Below are 16,925 nucleotides of genomic sequence, written 5' to 3' on the forward strand. Positions count from 1 at the left end.
CCGATCCGTGTACTGGCAATTCTCTTTTACGTTGCCGCATGGAATGCGTCGATCACGTCGGCGGGAATCCGGCCCCGGGTCGACACATTGTGCCCGTTGCGGCGGGCCCATTCGCGGATGGCTGCGCTCTGTTCACGGTCGATGGCCCCGCGGCCCCGGCCCGCCGGGCTCGCCGCGCGTCCGCGCCTGCGGCCACCGACACGACGTCCGGCCTCGACCCATTGTTTGAGATCGTTACGAAGCTTGGTCGCATTCTTGGACGAAAGATCGATCTCATAGGTGACGCCGTCGAGACCGAATTCGACCGTCTCGTCGGCGGTGGCTGCACCATCGAAATCGTCAACCAACGTGACGGTCACTTTCTTTGCCATTACCCCGCACCGAACCCTTCTGCCTACGCATTGATGAGTAGTTGCCAGTATCCCGCCTCGTTGACCAATGTGCCACACCGACGCGCGCGAATACAACAGATCAGGTTCGAAGTCACTCAGTTGCCGAGACGCCGGACAATCGGGAACAAAACCGTCTCCCGAATTGAAAGGCCCGTCAATGCCATCAACAACCGGTCGATACCCATTCCGGTACCAGTCGTCGGTGGCATCGCATACTCCAATGCGGCAAGGAAATCCTCGTCGAGAACCATTGCCTCGTCATCTCCGGCAGCTGCGGCGCGGGCCTGGGCCGCGAAACGTTCGCGTTGGATTACCGGATCGATCAACTCGGAGTAACCGGTCGCGAGTTCGAAGTTACGGATGTACAGATCCCATTTTTCTGTCACTCCGACAATACTTCGGTGCGCGCGCACCAGCGGCGTGGTCTCGACCGGGAAGTCCCGTACGAACGTGGGCGCCCACAACTTGTCGCCCACGGTGTGTTCCCAGAGTTCTTCCACCAATTTCCCGTGCCCGTAGCCGCGATCGCGGGGAATCTCGGCACCGAGTTGATCGGCGATCTGCCACAACCGCTCCACCGATGTCTGCGGCGTGATCTCTTCACCGAGTGCTTGCGACAGAGACGGATACATTTCGACGGAGTCCCATTGGCCGTCGAGATCGTAGACCGTGCCGTCGGGCAATGGCACTTGTCTGGTACCCAGCGCTTCGTCGGCGACCTCCTGAATAACTTCCCGGGTGACCGTCGCCGAGTCGTTGTAGTCACCGTAGGCCTGATATGTCTCCAGCATCGCGAATTCCGGCGAGTGCGTGGAATCGACACCTTCGTTGCGAAAGTTCCGATTTAACTCGAACACCTTCTCAAAACCACCGACCGCACACCGTTTCAGGAACAGTTCCGGCGCGATGCGCAGGTAGAGATCGACGTCGAGCGCATTGGAGTGGGTAATGAACGGACGTGCGGCCGCGCCGCCCGCCTGGGTCTGCAGCATCGGCGTCTCGACTTCGAGGAATCCGCGCCGTTCCAGAGCGTTGCGCACCGCACGGACGACGGCGACGCGCTGTCGCGCGATGGTGCGCGCCTCCGGTCGGACAATCAGATCGACATAGCGCTGCCGCACCCGCATTTCTTCACTCATTTCTTTATGAGCAACGGGAAGCGGTCGCAGCGCCTTGGCAGCCATCTGCCAGGAATCGGCCAACACCGACAATTCGCCGCGTTTGGAGCTGATCACCTCGCCGTGGACGAAAACGATGTCACCGAGGTCGACATCGCTCTTCCAGCTGTCCAGCGATTCCTGACCCACCTGCGCCAGGCTGATCATCACCTGCAGCTGGGTCCCGTCCCCTTCCTGCAGGGTCGCGAAACAAAGCTTGCCGGAGTTGCGGGCGAACACCACCCGGCCTGCGACGCCGACCACCTGACCGGTCTGGGTGTCGGCTTCCAGGTCGGGGTAGGCGCTGCGCAGCTCGGCCAGCGTGTGGGTGCGCGGCACGACGACCGGATACGGTTCACGGCCCTCGGCCAGCAACCGTTCCCGCTTGGCCTGACGGATCCGGAACTGCTCGGGGATGTCGGCCTGGGACTCGGACGCTACGTGGCTATCGGCTTGGGTCACGAAATGCCAGCTTAGTCAGCGGGCAGGCTTGAGCCGTCCGCGCTGTGAGTCCCGGTTGCGTTCAAAGATCAGCCGCAGCCCGTCGAGGGTCAGATGCCGGTCGTAGTGCTCGACAGTGCGCAGATCCGGCAGCACCAGCGGCGCGGTGTATCCGGTGGCCACGACGGCGACATTGCTGCCGGAGAATCCGTCGACGTCCTCGCGGACGCGGCTGACCAGACCGTCGACCAGACCGGCGAATCCGAAGACCGCGCCGGCCTGCATGCACTCGACGGTGTTCTTGCCGATCACCGAGCGCGGCCGGGTCAGCTCGACGCGGCGCAGCGCTGCCGAGCGTGCCGCCGCGGCATCGGACGAGACCTGCACACCGGGCGCGATCGCCCCCCCGAGAAACTCGCCCTTCGCCGAAACCACGTCGACGCAGATGGACGAGCCGAAATCCACCACGATCGCGGCCGTTCCGTATTTGTGGTATGCGGCAAGGCAATTCACGATGCGGTCGGCACCGACCTCTTTGGGGTTGTCCACCAGCAGCGGGATCCCGGTGCGCACGCCGGGCTCGATCAGCACGTGCGGCACCGCAGGCCAGTACTGCTCGAGCATCAGCCGGACCTCGTGCAGCACCGACGGCACGGTGGACAGGCCGGCCGCCCCGGTCAACTGGTCGGCGTCATCGCCGATCAGGCCGTCGATGGTCAGCGCCAGCTCGTCGGCCGTCACCTCGGACTCGGTACGAATCCGCCACTGCTGCACCACCTTCGCGTGATCCCTTGAACCGGAGATCAGTCCGACGATGGTGTGGGTGTTGCGGACGTCTATCGCGAGGAGCATCAGCGTGGCGACATCAGGCCGGAAACGTCCTCGGGGACGTAGGCCGGATCGTAGCTGTGCTCACCCAGGTCGATCTGCTTGTTGTCGCCGTCGACGAAGACGATTCGCGGGCGGTAGGCACGCGCCTCGGCATCTTCCATCACGCCGTAGGCGATCAGGATCACCAGATCCCCGGGGTGGATGAGATGTGCTGCGGCACCGTTGATCCCGATGACGCCGGTGCCCCGCTCGCCGGTGATCGCGTAGGTGACCAGCCGGGCGCCGTTGTCGATGTCGACGATGGTCACCTGCTCGCCTTCGAGCAGATCTGCCGCATCCATCAGGTCGGCGTCGATGGTGACCGAACCGACGTAGTGCAGATCGGCCTGCGTCACCGTGGCCCGGTGGATCTTCGATTTGAGCATCGTGCGTTGCATCAGTTCCTCCAGGGCAGTTCGTGGTTGTCGTCGACGCGGGGGTGTCCGTCGATACCCGCGGACGCGCCGATGTCGACTGCGATGTTGTCGAGCAGCCGGGTCCGGCCCAGCCGCGCGGCGACCAGCAACCGCGCCTGCCCCTCCTCCGGCGCGGGGCCCAAGCGGGGGTCGCGGACCTGCAGGTAGTCCACGTTGATCGCGGGCACTTCGTCGAGCACGGCCCTGGCGGCATCGATCGCCGCGCTTGCGCCCCCTGCCGCGGCGTACTTGCCCGCCAGCAGCGCCGCCGACAGTGCAGTGGCCTGCTCGCGCTCGTCGGCGTCGAGGTAGCGGTTGCGCGACGACAGCGCCAATCCGTCGGACTCGCGCACGGTGGGTACACCCACGATCTGGGCGTCGACGTTGAGATCGGCGACCATCTGCCGGATCAGCGCCAGCTGCTGGTAGTCCTTTTCCCCGAAGTAGGCCTTGTCGGGATGAACGATGTTCAGCAGTTTCAGCACAACTGTCAGCACACCCGCGAAATGCCCTGGGCGCGAAGCGCCTTCGAGCTCCTCACCGAGCGGGCCGGGATGTACCTCGGTGCGTGGCCCGTCGGGGTAGATCTCGGCGACGGTCGGGGTGAACGCGATGTCGACCCCTTCAGCGCGCAGCGCCGCCAGATCGTCGTCGAGGGTGCGCGGGTAGGCGTCGAGGTCTTCCCCCGCGCCGAACTGCAGCGGGTTGACGAAGATCGACACCACCACCACGGATCCCGGCACGCGCTTGGCGGCCTTGACCAGGGTCAGGTGCCCTTCGTGCAGCGCACCCATGGTGGGTACCAGCGCCACCCGTCGCCCGGTGCCCCGCAGCGCGCGGGTCACCGCGGAGACGTCGGCGGGGTCCCGGTAGACGTTCAGTTCACCCGCGGTGAATTTCGGTGGGGTGTCGAGGCTCATCGTTGGCTCGTTTCCGCCAGCACCTCGAAGACGTCTCCGGGTGCATGGGCACGCTGGGCAGTACGCAGTGAGTTGGCCCGATATGCCTGGGCCAGTTGAGGATCCAGTTCTTCCAGAGCGTTCAGATGCGCGGCGACAGCGGCAGCGTCGCCGCGCGCCACCGGCCCGGTCAGCGCGGCCTGCCCGCGCTGCAGAGCGTTTTCGAGTGCTGCCCGCGCCAGCGGGGCCACCACCCGTTCGGCCAGACCGCCCGGTTCGTCGCCGACGAGTTCCTGGCCGAGCAACTCCTGGCCGCGCAGCGATGCCCGCAAGACATCCACGGCGTCGAGCACCAGGGTCACCAGATGGTTGCTGGCATGCGCCAGGGCGGCGTGGTACTGCGTTCTGGCGTCTTCACGCACCCGGAACGGCTCGCCGCCGATCTCCAGTACGAGCGACTGGCCGATCGCGTAGCCCACCTCGTCGGCGGCGGTGACGCCGAAGCAGGTGTCGGGCAGCCGGGCGATGTCCTCGTCGGAGCCGGTGAAGGTCATCGCGGGGTGGATGGCCAGCGGGATGCAGCCCTGCGCGGTCAACGGTGCCAGGATGCCGACGCCGTTGGCACCGGAAGTGTGCACCACGATGGTGCCCGGCCGCACCGCACCGGTGGCGGCCAGCCCGGCCACCAGTGCGGCCAGCTCCGCGTCCGGAACCGTGAGCAGCAACAATTCGGCGCGCCCGGCGACCTCGTGGACCGGCAGGATCGCCGTATCAGGCAGCCTGCGCTGGGCCCGCAGCCGCGAAGGCTCCGAGATGGCGCTGCACGCCACCACGACATGCTCGGCCCGCTCCAGGGCGTAGCCGAGCGCAGTCCCGACGCGACCGGCCGAGATGATCCCGACCGAGAGGCGCGCCGGACGCAGCCCGTCGAACTGCTCCATCGCAGACGACCTCACAAGTTGAAGTAGTTGTCATCGTTCCAGTCCCGCGCTGCGGGTACCGGACGGTTGCCACAGACTAGCTCACTCGTCTCGGCGTCTGCGACCGCCGCCTTGCGCGGGGGCCGACTGGAAGCGGGCCAGCAACTCGCTGACCGACTGGCCACCGACATGCTGACCATTGGCTTCTTCGGATTCCGGCTCGGGCTGCGACTCCGGTGGCGGCGGGGGCTGCGAGGACTCCGCGGCCAGTATGGGACGGCCGGGATCGCCGGTATCGGACGAAGCGGAGTGACGGCCACGCGGCGGTTCGGGCGCCTGGGTGGACATCACCGGCTCGGCGGGGGCCTGCTCGGGCGCCCGGCGGCGGCCGACGTACTCGTTGGATGCCCCGTTCTCCGGCACGGGAGGCGCGACCCAGTTGCTGCCCGGCGCGCCTGCCGGAATGAACTGACCTTCGGCGGGAGCAGGTTGCCACCCGGTCGGGGGCTGCTCGGGCAACCGGTGCGGCGGGGCGTCCGGCGGGGACCACGGGCTGCTCGGCGGTGCCGGGCGCTGGGCGGGCGGCACATCGAGGGTCGGAGACGGTTCCATCGGCGGCATGGTCGGCGCAGGCGGTGGCGGTGCCCACGTCGACGGCGGCTGTTGCTGTGGGGGAACAGGCTGGTAGGGCGCCTGCTGGGGAGCCGCCGGACGAGGCGGTTCCTGCTGGGGTGGCCGTGCCTGCTGGTCCTCGGGCACACGGCGCCTGCGGCGCGGCTGCTCGGGGCCCTGGGTGGACAGCCGGTGCGCGCCGCCGGCGGCCGCTGCCGCCGCGGCGGCGGCCCAGTCGTTCTCGGACGGCTGCGGTTCGGCCGGGACGTCGATGATGGGACTTTCCTCGGTCCGGACGCTGCGGATGTCGGTGTCCTCGACGGGCGATACGTCCAGTCTGCTGGCCGTGACGCGGCCCGCGGCCCGCACGGTGCCCTTGTCGTTCTCGATGGCAGGCCGGTGCGACAGGTCGGCGTCGAACAGGATCTCAAGGTTCGTCCGCAACGCGGCCAGCTCGGCGCGCAGCGCAGCGACCTCGTCGGCGGCCTGGGCCCGCAGCTCTGAAGCCAGTTCGCGGCGCAGCTGGCTCTCGACGGTCAGCTCGTACTCGCGCCGCGCGGAGATCTCACGATCGAGCTGCAGGTCGTACACCAGTTTCAGGTCGCGTGCCTTGGCCTGGTCGAGATCACTCTGGCGGCGGTAGATGACGGAGACGAACGCCGCCACCACGGCGGCCCACAACGCCAGGATGACGGCTAACTTCAGCAACTCCACGCGGTCGGTGAACACCAGTGCCGAGCTCGCCAGAATCGCGAGCACCAGCAACACTGTTAAGAGCAGCCAGCCTGGCCTTCGGCCGCCGCGCCGTGGCCGAGCACCGCGGGGCAGAACGGTCATGGGCCGACTGTACCTGTCACAGGTCACCTAGCGTGTCGACCGCGACGGCGATTCGGCTTCCGAGCTTCGGCAGCCGTTCACTCGGGCGCCGCGTCACCGCCGTCCGGAGGTTCTTCCGGGGACCTGCAGCAATGCTGTAACCACAGGGCGGCAACCACCAATGCCAGCGCGCTGACGACGGCAACCACGACGCCCTTGGTGTCTTCGGCGGCCACCCGCAACTCGCCTCTGCGCGGCAGCAAGTAGACCAGCACACCGATCCACCAGCCCGCCACGATGGCCCCGACCCAGGCCGAGGCTTTGGCGATGATCACACCGCGGGCCACCGACAGCGGATGCAGCCGCCCGCCGCCGACCCCGATCTGCCCGGCGTTGATCTTGGAGCGCACGTAGAACGCCCAACCGGCCTCGGCGATCGCCGCCGCCAGCAGGGACACCCCGGTCCAGACGGTGATCGGCGGAAACCACCGATACAGCACGACGACCAGCAGGTAGCTTGCGACGGCCACGGCGGCGATGGTGCCTGCGAGGTCACGCTTGCGGGTCGGGCCCATCGCTCAGTCCTGCGTGGATTCGGCTCGCAGGGTCAAGGTCAGGTCCGTCGGCCGCACGCCGTCGCGTTCGGCCTGGTCGATCTCGGTGAGCAGGCGCTGCACCGGTCGGGATTCGCCTGCGACGGTCAGCGTGGCCTCCGGATCCACCGCCAGCCACGGGATCAGCACGAAGGCCCGCAGATGCGCCAGCGGGTGCGGCAGCGTCAGGCCATCGGTGCGCGAGCTCAGCTCGACGTCGCCGTCGTAGCAGGCGATCAGGTCGACATCGAGGGTGCGCGGGCCCCAACGCTGACCGCGAACCCGGCCTGCGGCCTGTTCCAGCTCCTGTCCGCGCCGAAGCCAGCCCTGCCCGTCGAGCGCCGGGTCGTCGGCGATGAGCACCGCGTTGAGGAACGGGCCCTGTTCCACACCGCCCCAGGCGTCCGTCTCGTACACCGGGGACACAGCACGCACAGCGGGGCCCAAGCCGTCGAGTACCGATTGCAGCCGCGCCATCCGGTCACCGAGATTGGACCCGATCGAAAGCACTACTGAACTCATTCATGCTCCTCACGTCCGCGACTCATTCATGCTCCTCACGTCCGCGACTCATTCATGCTCCTCACGTCCGCGGCGACTGCGCCTGGCGACCACCGCGACGTCATCGAACGTCAACGGGATGGGCGCGCTCGGCTTGTGCACCGCCACCTCGACGGCGTGCAAGCGCTCGTCGGCCATGACGGCGTCGGCGATCTCGGCCGAAACCGTCTCGATCAGATTTCGCGGCGGCCCGGCGATTATGTCCGCGGCGCGCTGGGCCAGCGCGCCGTAATCCAGCGTGTCAGCGAGCTCGTCACTGGACGCCGCGGCCCGCAGGTCGAGCCAGGCCGTGATGTCGACGACGAATTCCTGGCCGTCGCGCCGCTCATGCTCGAACACCCCGTGATTGCCGCGAACTCTCAAGCCGCGCAATTCGATTCGATCAGCCATCGAGTCCTCCCGACTCCCACGCGTCGAGCACCCGCAAGGCGTCGACCGAAGCGGTCACGTCGTGCACCCGCACTCCCCACGCGCCGTGCGCCCCGGCCAGTGCGGAGATCACCGCGGTCGCGGTCTCCCGACCGTCCGGCGGGCGCGGTTCGCCGTCCGGGCCGGCCAGCAACGTCCCGAGGAAGCGCTTGCGCGACGCTCCGACGAGCACCGGGATCCCGGTGCCCACCAGCTCGGGCAGCGCGTGCAGCAGCGCCCAATTGTGTTGGCCTGTCTTGGCGAATCCCAAACCGGGGTCGATGATCAACCGGTCGGGATCGACCCCGGCGGCCACCGCGGCATCGACCCGGGCGAGCAGTTCCCCCCGCACGTCGGCGACCACATCGCGGTATTCGGGTATGTGGTGCGGACGGTCTGCCCGCACCGAACGCCAGTGCATCAGCACCCAAACGCATTTCGCGTCCGCCACCACACCGGCCATGTTGGGGTCGGCCAGCCCACCGGACACATCGTTGACGATCGTGGCTCCGCAGGCAAGCGCCGCGCTCGCCACATCGGCGTGCATCGTGTCGATGCTGACGGTGATGCCATGCGCGGCAAGGTTTTCGATCACCGGGGACACCCGTGCGGCCTCGACGCGGGGGTCCACCCGGGTGGCCCCGGGGCGGGTGGATTCACCGCCGACATCCACGATGGCCGCACCCGCCGCAGCCAACGCCAACCCGTGCGCCACGGCCCGGTCGCGATCGATGAACTTTCCGCCGTCGGAGAAGGAATCGTCGGTGACGTTGACGACGCCCATCACCTGCACACGGGTGGACTTCACTTACGGAGGATGAGTTCCAGCGCCTCGGCCCGAGATGCCTTGTCGGTCTTGAACTGTCCGCGTACCGCCGAAGTCGTGGTGATGGCGCCCGGCTTGCGGACCCCGCGCATGGCCATGCACAGGTGCTCGGCCTCGATCACCACGATCGTCCCGCGCGGTGAGAGCTTGCGCATCAGCGCGTCGGCGATCTGCGCGGTCAGCCGTTCCTGTACCTGCGGGCGCTTGGAGTACAGGTCGACCAGCCGGGCGATCTTCGACAGACCGGTCACGCGACCATCCTCGCCGGGGATGTAGCCGACGTGGGCCACTCCGTGGAACGAGACCAGGTGATGCTCGCACGTGGAGTACATCGGGATCTCTTTGACCAGCACAAGCTCGTCGTGCTGTTCGTCGAAGGTGGTGTTGAGCACCGCGTCCGGATCCGTGTACAGCCCGGCCATCAGTTCCTTGTAGGCCCGCGCCACCCGAGCCGGGGTGTCGACCAGCCCCTGGCGGTCCGGATCCTCGCCGATGGCGATGAGCAGTTCGCGTACCGCTGCTTCGGCGCGCGGTTGATCGAACACCCGATGGTTGTTGTTGGTGCTCGGCGACCGCGTCGCGGGCTTCGTCATTCGAAGTCCTCCCGTTCTCGGATCAGCGATCCTTGTCCTGGCCTGAATCCTCATTCGAGTTCGGCGGCGCGGGCCGGTCCGGCGCGGCGGCCTGCTGGCCAGGGTGCGGATAGGGCTGATACGGGTACGGCTGGGGCTGTTGCCATCCCGACGGGTGTGGCGGCGGGTACCAGTAACCCTGCTGCGGGTGGTACCCGGCGGGTTGCTGCTGGTTCTGCTGCTGCGGCGACGGCGGCCAGCCCGGGGCGTGCCAGCCGGCGGGAGCGCCGTAATCGGGCTGGGTGGGCCCGTTCGGTGCGCCGTTGCCTGCGACTCCGGCGCCGTTCTGCCGCTCGGCTTCCCGGCTGGCGGCGGCGATGGCGGCCTTGAAGGCGGGCTCGGGCACCGGCGGCGGCCACGGCTCGCCGCGCTCGATGGCGATCTCGCCCGGGGTCTTGATCGGCGGCTTGTCCGACGGCACCCGGCCGCCGAAGTCGTCGAACATGGTCAGCCGGGGACGCTTCTTGACCTCACCGAAGATCGCCTCCAGTTCGGCGCGGTGCAGGGTTTCCTTCTCCAGCAGCTCGCCGGCCAGCGTGTCGAGCACGTCGCGGTATTCGGTGAGGATCTCCCACGCCTCGGTGTGCGCGGCCTCGATGAGCTTGCGTACCTCGTCGTCGATGTCGCGGGCGACCTCGTGACCGAAGTCGGCCTGGGTACCCATGGTGCGGCCCAGGAACGGGTCGCCGTGCTCGGTGCCGTAGCGGACGGCGCCAAGCTTGCTGCTCATGCCGTACTCGGTGACCATCGCCCTGGCGATCTTGGTGGCCTGCTCGATGTCGGACACCGCACCGGTGGTGGGCTCACGGAACACGAGTTCTTCGGCGGCGCGGCCGCCCATGGCGAACACCAGCCGGGCGATCATCTCCGAGCGGGTCATCAAGCCCTTGTCGTCCTCGGGGACGGCGACGGCGTGGCCGCCGGTGCGGCCGCGGGCCAGGATGGTGACCTTGTAGATCGGCTCGATGTCAGGCATCGCCCACGCGGCCAGGGTGTGTCCGCCCTCGTGGTAGGCGGTGATCTTCTTTTCCTGCTCGCTGATGATGCGGCCCTTTCGGCGGGGACCACCGACGACGCGGTCGACGGCCTCCTCGAGGGCGGGGCCGGTGATGACGGTGCCGTTCTCGCGCGCGGTGAGCAACGCGGCCTCGTTGATGACGTTGGCGAGGTCGGCGCCGGACATTCCGACGGTGCGCTTGGCCAATCCGTCCAGATCCGCGTCGGGCGAGATGGGCTTGCCCGCCGAGTGCACCTTGAGCACGGCGCGGCGGCCGGCCAGGTCCGGGTTGGACACCGGGATCTGGCGGTCGAAACGGCCGGGACGCAGTAGCGCCGGGTCCAGGATGTCGGGCCGGTTGGTGGCGGCGATGAGGATGACGCCCTGGCGGTCGCCGAAGCCGTCCATCTCGACCAGCAGCTGGTTGAGCGTCTGCTCACGCTCGTCGTGGCCACCGCCGAGACCGGCGCCACGCTGACGGCCGACGGCGTCGATCTCGTCGACGAAGATGATGCAGGGGCTGTTCTGTTTGGCCTGCTCGAACAGGTCGCGCACCCGCGATGCGCCGACGCCGACGAACATCTCGACGAAATCCGAACCGGAAATCGTGAAGAACGGAACTCCGGCTTCACCGGCCACGGCCCGGGCCAGCAGGGTCTTACCGGTGCCCGGCGGACCGTAGAGCAGCACCCCCCGGGGGATCTTGGCGCCCAGCGCCTGATACCGCGACGGGTTCTGCAGGAAGTCTTTGATCTCGTAGAGCTCCTCGACCGCCTCGTCGACGCCTGCGACGTCGGCGAACGTGGTCTTGGGCATGTCCTTGCTCAACTGCTTGGCTCGCGACTTGCCGAAGCCAAAGCCCATGCGCCCGCCGCCCTGCATGCGGGAGAACATCACGAACAGGCCGACCAGCAGCAGCACCGGCAACATGTAGATGAGCAGCGAGCCGAGGAAGCTGCCCTGGTTGACCACGGTGTTGTACTTGACGTTCTTGCCGACCAGCGCGTCGACGACATGCACCGCGTACCCCGTGGGGAACTTGGTGATGATCTTCTTGCTGTTGTCGGTGTCGCCGTTGCTGTTCTTCAGGTCCAGCCGCAACTGTTGCTCGCGGTCGTCGATCTGCGCGCTCTCGACGTTGTCAGCGTTGATCTGAGCCATCGCCACCGAGGTGTCGATGGGCTTATAACCGCGGGTGTCATCGCTGAAATAGAGAAACGACCAGCCCAGCAGCAGCACGACCGCGATCGCGGTCAGCGTGCGGATCACATTTTTCCGGTTCATCAAAATCGGCCGAGTACGGCCCGGTCCTTCCAACGTGCACAGTTGAGAGCTTTCAGGCTACCGCTAGACCAACGTCGGGCAGTTCCCGACGTTGGTCTAGCCCTCCGCGACCAGCCATGCTTGGGTGAGATCGTGCTGATCCCAACCGAACGGTTAGTCGACACCAACGGCGTGACATTGCGCGTGACAGAAGCGGGCGAGCCCGGCAACCCCGTCGTCGTACTCGCGCACGGCTTCCCCGAACTCGCCTACTCGTGGCGCCACCAGATTCCCGCCCTTGCCGCGGCCGGCTACCACGTGCTGGCCCCCGACCAGCGTGGTTACGGCGGCTCGTCGCGGCCACCGGCGATCGAGGATTACGACATCGTCGCGCTCACTTCCGACATCGCCGGGTTGCTCGATGACGTCCAAGCCGAACGCGCGGTCGTCATCGGCCACGACTGGGGCTCGCCGGTGATGACCAACTTCGCGCTCTTGCATCCCGACCGCGTCCGCGCCGTCGTCGCGATGAGCGTGCCACCCGTACCGCGGGCACCGGCACCGCCGACGCAGATCTGGCGCAAGATGGTCGGCGACAACTTCTTCTACATCCTGTACTTCCAGGAGCCGGGCGTCGCCGATGCCGAGCTGGCCGTCGACCCGCGGGAGTCGATGCGCCGCATGGTCACCCTGGAGGGCATCAGCGCTCCCCCGGACACTTTGCGAGACCGACCGCTGCCTCCGCTACCGGAGTGGATCAGCACCGACGAGTTCGAGCACTACGTCGAAGCCTTCACCGAGACGGGGTTCACCGGGCCACTGAACTGGTACCGCAATTTCGACCGCAACTGGGAGCTGACGGAGCACACGCCGGCCTCGACCATCACGGCGCCGACACTGTTCGTGGCAGGCACCGCCGACCCGGTGCTCGGTTTCACCCCGCGGGACCGGGTCCGCGACGTGGTCAGCGGGGACTACCGCGAAGTGCTCATCGAGGGCGCCGGACACTGGTTGCAGCAGGAGCGGCCCGACGAGATCAACGCGGTGCTACTCGAGTTCCTCGGCGAGCTGCCACGGTAGGGCTCGGCTCAGCGGAACGCCCGGGCGTAGCGCTGCGGGTAGGCCAGCGGCGCGCCGAGTTGGTCGGCGGCCTGGCGCACCCACGCCGGGTTGCGCAGCAGTACCCGAGCCAGGAACACCGCGTCGGCCTGCTCGCCGTTGACGATGCCGTCGGCCTGCTCGGCCTCGGTGATCATTCCGACTGCAGCCGTGGCGATCTCGGCCTCCTTGCGGACCCGCGCCGAGAACGGAACCTGATAGCCGGGACTCACCGGAATCGTGGCGTCCGGCACCGATCCGCCCGACGATACGTCCATCAGATCCACACCCAAGGGTTTGAGTGCCACCGCCAGGTCGATCGTGTCCTGGACCGTCCAGCCCGGACGCGGGTCATCGGTGTCCCCGGCGAGCCAGTCGGTCGCCGACACCCGGAAGAACAGCGGCAGTTCCTCGGGCCAGCGGGCCCGCACCGCGCGCACCACATCGAGCGCGAACCGCATCCGGTTTTCGAGCGAACCCCCGTAGGCGTCGGTGCGGTGGTTGGACTGCGGCGAGAGGAATTGGTGGATCAGGTAGCCGTGCGCACCGTGCAGCTCCAGCACCCGGAAGCCGGCCTCGGCGGCGCGCTGGGCCGCGTCGCCGAACGCGGCCACGACCGCGCCGATCTCGTCGACGCTGAGCTCCGCGGGAGCGGCCCGCCGTCCGAACGGCACGGCACTGGGCCCGACGGTGTCCCAGTGCGTCTCGGTGCGGTCGGGGTCGGGCCAGGGCCGGCCGGTCGATGCCTTGCGTCCGGCATGCACGAGCTGGATGCCGGGCACCGAACCCTGGGCACTGACGAATCCGGTGATGCGGCGCATGGCCTCGGCCTGGGTGTCGTTCCACAGGCCGGTGTCGTAGTCGCTGCTGCGCCCCTGGGGCTGCACGGCGGTGGCCTCCATCATGACCAGCGCGGCACCTGCGGTCGCACGCGATCCGAGGTGAGCCAAGTGCCAGTCCGTCGGCGAACCCACAGCCGGGCCGTCGGGGACGGCCGCGAACTGCATCATCGGTGACATCCAGGCTCGGTTGGCGAACGTGACGTCGCGAATCGTCAAGGGGGTGAACAGGTTTGTCATGTCATTCTCCTTTGATGCCAAGGAATCCGACGGCGGCGGCTACGAGTTCTGCCGCCTCAAGCCCACCGTCGAGGGCGAAGCGGGCCGGATCGGGTTCGGCCATGTCGAAGGGATAGTCACTGCCACAGGCGATCTGGTCTTTACCGGCGACCCTGCGCAGCAGCTCCAGTTGAGGTCCGTCGTACACGACGGTGTCGAAGTACAGCGTGCGCAGCGCCGTATCGGGCGCAACGGCTGAGGCCCGCCGCACGTCGGGCCGGGCTTTCCAGGCGTGCGCCCACCGGCTCACGAGCCACGGCGCGCAGCCGCCGCCGTGCACGAAGCAGATCCGCAGCCCGGGCAGGGCCTCCATCACCCCGCCGAGCAGCAAAGACGCTACAGCCGTTGCGGTTTCGACGGGGTTGCCGATCAGATTGGCCAGGTAGTAGTCGGGCCATTCGGGGCGTGGCAGCTGCATCGGGTGCACCAGCACGGCCAGGTCCAGCCGGTCGGCCTCGGTCAGGACATGGCGCAGGACGCCGGTGTCCAGGGAGCGACCGTCCAGCAGCGGCGGGATCGCCACACCGCGGATCCCCTCGGTGGCCGCCAGTTCCTCGAGCTGACGCGTCGCTGCCGCCTCGGTGCCGAGGGTCACCATGCCCAGCCCGACCAGCCGCCCGTCGGAACGCGACACCTGTTCGGCGAGTGCGGAATTGAATGTCGCGGCATAGTTCTCGTTGCGCTCGCCTGCGGTGAGCGGGAAGGCGAACGGCGGCGCCGACAGGGCCCTCATCCCGATGCCCTTGACGCGCATGTCGTCGAGGATGGCCGCGACGTCGCTCATCGCGTCGGTCGCGATGGACAGCGGAACCTCACCCAGGTACAACTCGCCGCCGCGGTCGTGCATCGCAGCGTAGGGCGCCCCTTCGGGCAGGCCGAACAGTTCCCGCGGCAGCCAGTGGGCGTGCACATCGATCAAGGAATTCATGATTCGCTCCGTTCGGTGGGCAGGGGCAGGCCGCGGGTCTCGGGGGCGAAGATCAGCCCGACGACGGCGATCGATCCGAGTGCAGCCACCGAGGCGGTGGCCAAGCCCAGGTTGCCGCTGAACCACGAGGTCGCAATGACACCGGCGACGACCGGGCCGCCGGCGGTCAGGTAGCGCCCGACGCAGTTGGCGACCGCCAGGGCCGTGGCCCGCACGCTGGTCGGGAACAGCTCGGGTCCGTAGACGAACAAGCCGGACAGCGAACCGAACAGTCCGAACCCGAGTACCGGCATGGCGACGAGGAATTCGGCGTAGGTGCGGTCGAACACGAAGGTGTAGACGATGCTGACGGCCGACACCGCGAACGTGAGCACGAAGGCGCGTCGGCGCCCGATCGCGTCGGCCAGGAAGCCCCACGCCGCGTATCCGAGGATGCCGCCCGCATTGAACAGCATCGATGCCATGGCCACCCGGTGATCGGCCAGCTCACGACCGAGCCCTCCGGCCACGGTCAACTGCCGGATCATCTGCGGATACCAGGTGGACACGCTCCAGAACGCGATGAGCGAGCCCGACGCCACCGCGGTGTACACCAGCGTCGGCCGCAGCAGCGGTGGGGTGAACAACCGGGCGAGCACGAAACGGTCCCCGGAGCCGTTGGCGCCCTCGGCCTTACGGGCCTTTCTGGCGCGAATGGTGGCGTCGACCTCCTCGGGTTCGGGAACATAGCGACGCACGAACCACACCACCACCGCGGGCAGTACCGCCAGCGTCAGCATCGGCCTCCAGCCGTGGCTACCGAACAGGGCGTAGGCCGCAGCGGCGACGAAAAAGCCTGCGGCATAACCGGACATCATCACACCACTGGCACGAGCGCGATATCGGTTGCGCCAGGTCTCGGCGATCAGCGCGGCACCGACCGGGGCCTCGACGCCCGATCCCAGTCCGGCGATGAAACGCAGAATACCCAGCTGCCACCAGGTGTCGGCGAACGCGGCCAGCGCAGTGAACGCCGCGTAGGTGAGGATCCCCACCGACAACACCCTGGTGCGGCCGAAGTAGTCGGCCAGCATGCCGAACAGGACGCCACCAGTGGCCCAACCCAACAGGAACAGTGCGATGGTGATCCCGCCGTAGAAACCGATCGCCGCCGCGTCGGGCTCGATTCCGCTGCGCGGCAACAGCTCTGCCATTGCCGGCCCGAGCACCAGCACGTACAGGCTGCCGGCGAACCCGTCGAGCCCCCAGCCCAATGTGGTGCCGACCAGCACCAGCCACTGCACGCGGCTGATCTCGGTGCGCCAGCTGCCGCGCGTGGCGGTCTCGGAATGCGTTGACACGTCTGATTTCCCTTCGCTTCGGGTGCCGAGCTCAGTTGAGCCGGGCATTGTCCTGCTCGCCGTACCAGTCGACGGCGTCGGCGGCGGTGCGCACCACCACCGTCTTGATCCACGAGAAGTCGTCGAATGATTCAGTGCCTGCGTCTTTTCCGACACCGGACTCCTTGACCCCACCCCACGGCAGCGACGGTTCGAGGCGGTGGTGGTCGTTGATCCACACCATGCCCGCCACGATCCGGCCTGCCACCCGGTGCGCCCTGGCCAGATCGGTGGTCCACAGGCCGGCACCCAGGCCGTAGCGGTTGTCGTTGGCCATCGCGACGGCCTCGTCCTCGTCGTCGAACGGGATGACGACCGCGACGGGGCCGAAGATCTCGTCGGTGGCCACTGTCATGGCCATCGTGGCGTCGGCGAGCACGGTGGGCTGCAGGAAGAATCCGTCATGCAGCGGCGCGGGAAGCTCGGGGGTGCCACCACCGGCCGCGACCCGGGCGCCCTCTTCGCGGCCGGTGTCGATCAGCGCACGAACCTTGTCGCGCTGACGCTCGCTGATCAGCGGGCCTAGACGGTATGAGTGACCGTCGGCGTTGTGTCGGGGGTTGCGGGCCGGGGCCTCGCTCACCCATGTTCGTGGGTTA

General features: G+C 67.9%; 18 protein-coding genes. 1 reads left to right on the forward strand and 17 read right to left on the reverse strand.

Features of this window, described 5'->3' with window-relative positions; genetic code table 11:
• Nucleotides 1-26: 26 nt before the first annotated feature.
• The 13 genes from lsr2 to ftsH form a co-directional block, all read right to left on the reverse strand.
• Complete coding sequence (gene lsr2 / locus BST13_RS20445) at nt 27-371, reverse strand: histone-like nucleoid-structuring protein Lsr2 (RefSeq protein WP_029369358.1); 345 nt, start codon at nt 369-371, stop codon at nt 27-29.
• A 116-nt stretch (nt 372-487) separates the two neighbouring features.
• On the reverse strand, nt 488-2,011 hold the full coding sequence (gene lysS, locus BST13_RS20450) for a lysine--tRNA ligase (protein ID WP_083165842.1): 1,524 nt from the start codon (nt 2,009-2,011) through the stop codon (nt 488-490).
• 15 nt (nt 2,012-2,026) lie between these two features.
• Nucleotides 2,027-2,842: a type III pantothenate kinase gene (locus tag BST13_RS20455; RefSeq protein ID WP_083165843.1), complete on the reverse strand. Its 816-nt coding sequence runs from the start codon at nt 2,840-2,842 to the stop codon at nt 2,027-2,029.
• Nucleotides 2,842-3,258 (reverse strand): aspartate 1-decarboxylase, encoded by a 417-nt coding sequence (gene panD / locus BST13_RS20460; RefSeq protein ID WP_083165844.1) that lies wholly within the window; start codon nt 3,256-3,258, stop codon nt 2,842-2,844. The genes BST13_RS20455 and panD overlap by 1 nt, the downstream gene beginning before the upstream one ends.
• On the reverse strand, nt 3,258-4,196 hold the full coding sequence (gene panC, locus BST13_RS20465; protein WP_083165845.1) for a pantoate--beta-alanine ligase: 939 nt from the start codon (nt 4,194-4,196) through the stop codon (nt 3,258-3,260). The genes panD and panC overlap by 1 nt, the downstream gene beginning before the upstream one ends.
• Nucleotides 4,193-5,116, reverse strand: a complete 924-nt coding sequence (locus BST13_RS20470; protein ID WP_083165846.1) for a Rossmann-like and DUF2520 domain-containing protein — start codon at nt 5,114-5,116, stop codon at nt 4,193-4,195. Before BST13_RS20470 ends, panC begins: the two co-directional genes overlap by 4 nt.
• An 81-nt stretch (nt 5,117-5,197) precedes the next feature.
• Nucleotides 5,198-6,544, reverse strand: a complete 1,347-nt coding sequence (locus BST13_RS20475) for a DUF6779 domain-containing protein (protein ID WP_211296132.1) — start codon at nt 6,542-6,544, stop codon at nt 5,198-5,200.
• Between the two features lie 77 nt (nt 6,545-6,621).
• On the reverse strand, nt 6,622-7,098 hold the full coding sequence (locus BST13_RS20480) for a DUF3180 domain-containing protein (protein WP_083165848.1): 477 nt from the start codon (nt 7,096-7,098) through the stop codon (nt 6,622-6,624).
• Between the two features lie 3 nt (nt 7,099-7,101).
• On the reverse strand, nt 7,102-7,638 hold the full coding sequence (gene folK, locus BST13_RS20485; protein WP_083165849.1) for a 2-amino-4-hydroxy-6-hydroxymethyldihydropteridine diphosphokinase: 537 nt from the start codon (nt 7,636-7,638) through the stop codon (nt 7,102-7,104).
• Between the two features lie 48 nt (nt 7,639-7,686).
• Complete coding sequence (gene folB / locus BST13_RS20490) at nt 7,687-8,067, reverse strand: dihydroneopterin aldolase (protein ID WP_083165850.1); 381 nt, start codon at nt 8,065-8,067, stop codon at nt 7,687-7,689.
• Nucleotides 8,060-8,893, reverse strand: coding sequence for a dihydropteroate synthase (gene folP, locus BST13_RS20495; RefSeq protein ID WP_211296133.1), 834 nt, complete (start codon nt 8,891-8,893; stop codon nt 8,060-8,062). Before folP ends, folB begins: the two co-directional genes overlap by 8 nt.
• On the reverse strand, nt 8,890-9,504 hold the full coding sequence (gene folE / locus BST13_RS20500; protein ID WP_029369347.1) for a GTP cyclohydrolase I FolE: 615 nt from the start codon (nt 9,502-9,504) through the stop codon (nt 8,890-8,892). Before folE ends, folP begins: the two co-directional genes overlap by 4 nt.
• Before the next feature lie 22 nt (nt 9,505-9,526).
• Complete coding sequence (gene ftsH / locus BST13_RS20505; RefSeq protein WP_083165851.1) at nt 9,527-11,824, reverse strand: ATP-dependent zinc metalloprotease FtsH; 2,298 nt, start codon at nt 11,822-11,824, stop codon at nt 9,527-9,529.
• 132 nt (nt 11,825-11,956) lie between these two features.
• Between ftsH and BST13_RS20510 the strand changes: the two genes are divergently transcribed.
• Nucleotides 11,957-12,883, forward strand: coding sequence for an alpha/beta fold hydrolase (locus tag BST13_RS20510; protein ID WP_095533633.1), 927 nt, complete (start codon nt 11,957-11,959; stop codon nt 12,881-12,883).
• Between the two features lie 8 nt (nt 12,884-12,891).
• Here BST13_RS20510 and BST13_RS20515 read toward each other — a convergent pair whose 3' ends face one another.
• The 4 genes from BST13_RS20515 to BST13_RS20530 all read right to left on the reverse strand — a co-directional run.
• On the reverse strand, nt 12,892-13,980 hold the full coding sequence (locus BST13_RS20515; protein ID WP_083165853.1) for an NADH:flavin oxidoreductase/NADH oxidase: 1,089 nt from the start codon (nt 13,978-13,980) through the stop codon (nt 12,892-12,894).
• A 1-nt stretch (nt 13,981) separates the two neighbouring features.
• Entirely contained in the window at nt 13,982-14,947 is a 966-nt protein-coding gene (locus BST13_RS20520; protein WP_083165854.1) for an amidohydrolase family protein, read from the reverse strand.
• Entirely contained in the window at nt 14,944-16,287 is a 1,344-nt protein-coding gene (locus BST13_RS20525) for an MFS transporter (RefSeq protein WP_245839751.1), read from the reverse strand. The genes BST13_RS20520 and BST13_RS20525 overlap by 4 nt, the downstream gene beginning before the upstream one ends.
• Nucleotides 16,288-16,318: 31 nt before the next feature.
• On the reverse strand, nt 16,319-16,925 hold a 607-nt coding region (locus BST13_RS20530; protein WP_142282816.1), incomplete at its 5' end, for an aldehyde dehydrogenase family protein.

Source organism: Mycobacterium aquaticum, from assembly GCF_002086485.1.
GTDB classification, from domain to species: domain Bacteria; phylum Actinomycetota; class Actinomycetes; order Mycobacteriales; family Mycobacteriaceae; genus Mycobacterium; species Mycobacterium aquaticum.

Excerpts from the sequence above, each read along its gene's own strand:
- ftsH (WP_083165851.1), bottom strand. The coding sequence starts at position 11,824 with ATGAACCGGAAAAATGTGATCCGCACGCTGACCGCGATCGCGGTCGTG.
- BST13_RS20470 (WP_083165846.1), bottom strand. The coding sequence starts at position 5,116 with ATGGAGCAGTTCGACGGGCTGCGTCCGGCGCGCCTCTCGGTCGGGATC.
- BST13_RS20515 (WP_083165853.1), bottom strand. The coding sequence starts at position 13,980 with ATGACAAACCTGTTCACCCCCTTGACGATTCGCGACGTCACGTTCGCC.
- folK (WP_083165849.1), bottom strand. The coding sequence starts at position 7,638 with ATGAGTTCAGTAGTGCTTTCGATCGGGTCCAATCTCGGTGACCGGATG.
- panD (WP_083165844.1), bottom strand. The coding sequence starts at position 3,258 with ATGCAACGCACGATGCTCAAATCGAAGATCCACCGGGCCACGGTGACG.
- BST13_RS20480 (WP_083165848.1), bottom strand. The coding sequence starts at position 7,098 with ATGGGCCCGACCCGCAAGCGTGACCTCGCAGGCACCATCGCCGCCGTG.
- BST13_RS20455 (WP_083165843.1), bottom strand. The coding sequence starts at position 2,842 with ATGCTCCTCGCGATAGACGTCCGCAACACCCACACCATCGTCGGACTG.
- BST13_RS20520 (WP_083165854.1), bottom strand. The coding sequence starts at position 14,947 with ATGAATTCCTTGATCGATGTGCACGCCCACTGGCTGCCGCGGGAACTG.
- folE (WP_029369347.1), bottom strand. The coding sequence starts at position 9,504 with ATGACGAAGCCCGCGACGCGGTCGCCGAGCACCAACAACAACCATCGG.
- folB (WP_083165850.1), bottom strand. The coding sequence starts at position 8,067 with ATGGCTGATCGAATCGAATTGCGCGGCTTGAGAGTTCGCGGCAATCAC.
- BST13_RS20475 (WP_211296132.1), bottom strand. The coding sequence starts at position 6,544 with ATGACCGTTCTGCCCCGCGGTGCTCGGCCACGGCGCGGCGGCCGAAGG.
- panC (WP_083165845.1), bottom strand. The coding sequence starts at position 4,196 with ATGAGCCTCGACACCCCACCGAAATTCACCGCGGGTGAACTGAACGTC.
- lsr2 (WP_029369358.1), bottom strand. The coding sequence starts at position 371 with ATGGCAAAGAAAGTGACCGTCACGTTGGTTGACGATTTCGATGGTGCA.